Genomic DNA, 2,336 nt, shown 5'->3' on the forward strand with positions numbered 1-2,336 from the left:
ATTCACAATTGATGGCAGCGCATTGATTCCTCCATTTGCCGCTATGTCAGGTATTGGCGAGAACGCAGCGAAGAATATTGCGGCCGCCAAGGATGAGGGCGATTTCCTCTCGGTCGAGGATTTCCAGAATCGATCCAAAGCTTCCAAAACCGTGATCGAGCTATTAACGTCGATGGGATGTTTCCGAGGTATGCCGGAATCTAATCAGCTGTCACTATTCTAGATTTCATTGCATAGCATAGTTGAAACATTAGCTGTCAAGTGAAAATCATTAACAAGTTTGCTATTGTAATGCAAAGATTGGTTATGGTATAATTTTTATTGGCAATAATGAGGATATCATCTTGTGATTAAAGAGTGGGGAAACCCACTCTTTACATTTTGATATAGGACTTTTCGGGTTATGACTAGGGAAAGGTCAATTTAGGAGGTACATTAATCTGTGGTTACACAAGCACACATCAAATCCGTCATAGAGGACATGCTGAAGGATTTCATTGAACAAAATGGATTTGAACTCGTGGATATTGAATATGTCAAAGAGGGCAGCAATTGGTTCCTTCGTGTCTACGCTGACAAAGAAGGCGGAATTGATATAGATGATTGCGGCCGTATCAGTGAATACCTTAGTGTTCAATTGGATGAGAAAGATCCGATTGCTGATGCTTATTTCTTGGAGGTTTCTTCACCAGGGGCCGAACGTCCATTGAAGAAGACGCAAGATTATTACAGAGCCGTGAATAGTCACGTATTTGTTACGACCTATGAGCAGATCGAGGACTCCAAGGAGTTTGAAGGATTATTGGTATCCTTTGACGAACAAGATCTCATCATTGAAATTGGCAAAAAGAAAGTTACTATTCCGTTCACTAAGGTAGCAAGCGCTCGTTTAGCTATCGTATTTTAGTGACCGTTACTTATTGAAGGGGGGGACTCAGTTCAAATGAACACGGATTTCATCGAAGCGCTGTCGGAAATTGAACGCGAGAAGGGTATCTCTAAAGAGTTACTTATCGATGCAATTGAAGCAGCGATGATTTCAAGTTATAAGCGTAATTTCAATACAGCGCAAAATGTGCGCGTAGATATCAATCGTCATACTGGTCTCATCAAGGTGTTTGCACGCAAAGCCGTAACTGAGGAAGTACTCGATCCAAGATTGGAAATTTCGCTCCACGCTTCGCGTGAAATTAATCCTAATTATCAACTGGAAGATATTGTTGAAATTGAAGTTACGCCTCGCGATTTTGGTAGAATTGCTGCTCAAACAGCCAAACAGGTTGTAACGCAGCGTATTCGTGAAGCTGAGCGTGGATTGATTTACAATGCATTTATTGACAAAGAGGAAGATATCGTTACGGGTATTCTTCAGCGTCAAGATCAACGCAACATTTATGTTGATCTAGGTAAAGTGGAGGCCGTGTTGCCTTTAACTGAACTCATGCCAACAGACAAGTTTAAACAGGGCGATCGGATCAAAGCGTATATCACCAAAGTGGAGAATACGACTAAGGGACCACAAATCATTTTGTCCCGTACACATCCCGGTTTGCTTAAACGTCTATTTGAACTCGAAGTGCCTGAAATTTTTGATGRTGTCGTCGAAATTCGTTCCGTGGCTCGTGAGGCAGGGTTCCGTTCCAAAATCGCTGTTCACTCACGTAATGCTGAGGTTGACCCTGTAGGTTCCTGTGTTGGACCCAAAGGTTTACGTGTTCAAACGATTGTTACTGAGCTGCGCGGCGAGAAAATCGACATTGTTCGTTGGATGGAAAGCGTGGRAGAGTACGTGGCCAATGCGCTAAGCCCTTCCAAAGTTCTTGAAGTTCAAATTCATGAAAATGAAAAGATGGCGCGCGTCATTGTTCCAGACTATCAATTATCATTAGCAATTGGTATCAAAGGGCAAAATGCCCGCCTTGCAGCTAAATTGACAGGCTGGAAAATCGACATTAAGAGTGAATCACAAGCGGAACAAGAATTTGGCCGAGTGAAAACTTATACAGAAGAAATGCATCAAGATTCAGTCAGTATCGATTAAGTTTTTGTTTGGAAGCAAGGGGTGATCGGAATGAAGCAGAGAAAAGTCCCTCTGAGAAAATGCGTGGCCTGCCAGGAAATGATGCCGAAGAGGGAATTGATCCGCGTCGTCAAAACGCCTGAAGATGACATTCTCATTGATCTTAAAGGGAAAAAATCCGGGCGCGGTGCCTACTTATGCGGTAAAGTTTCTTGTTTTAAATTGGCAAAGAAAAGCAAAGCCTTGGATCGAGCACTTAAGCATGCCGTAAGCGCTGATATTTATGACCAACTGGAACAAGATTTTGTTCGGGTTG

General features: G+C 42.6%; 4 protein-coding genes. All 4 read left to right on the forward strand.

What is annotated here, in order from left to right; genetic code table 11:
* Window positions 1–223, forward strand: a 223-nt coding sequence (locus AC1DUA_RS34190; protein ID WP_477503977.1) for a helix-hairpin-helix domain-containing protein, incomplete at its 5' end; no start/stop codon positions are given.
* A 219-nt stretch (window positions 224–442) separates the two neighbouring features.
* Window positions 443–907: a ribosome maturation factor RimP gene (gene rimP / locus AC1DUA_RS34195; RefSeq protein ID WP_477503978.1), complete on the forward strand. Its 465-nt coding sequence runs from the start codon at window positions 443–445 to the stop codon at window positions 905–907.
* 36 nt (window positions 908–943) lie between these two features.
* Window positions 944–2,041 carry a transcription termination factor NusA gene (gene nusA, locus AC1DUA_RS34200; protein WP_477503979.1) on the forward strand — a complete coding sequence of 366 codons (1,098 nt, stop codon included), beginning with the start codon at window positions 944–946 and terminating at the stop codon, window positions 2,039–2,041.
* 30 nt (window positions 2,042–2,071) lie between these two features.
* Window positions 2,072–2,336: RNase P modulator RnpM (gene rnpM / locus AC1DUA_RS34205; protein ID WP_477503980.1), on the forward strand; the 265-nt coding region annotated here is incomplete at its 3' end.

It is taken from the genome of Paenibacillus sp. 01T422 (assembly GCF_056398785.1).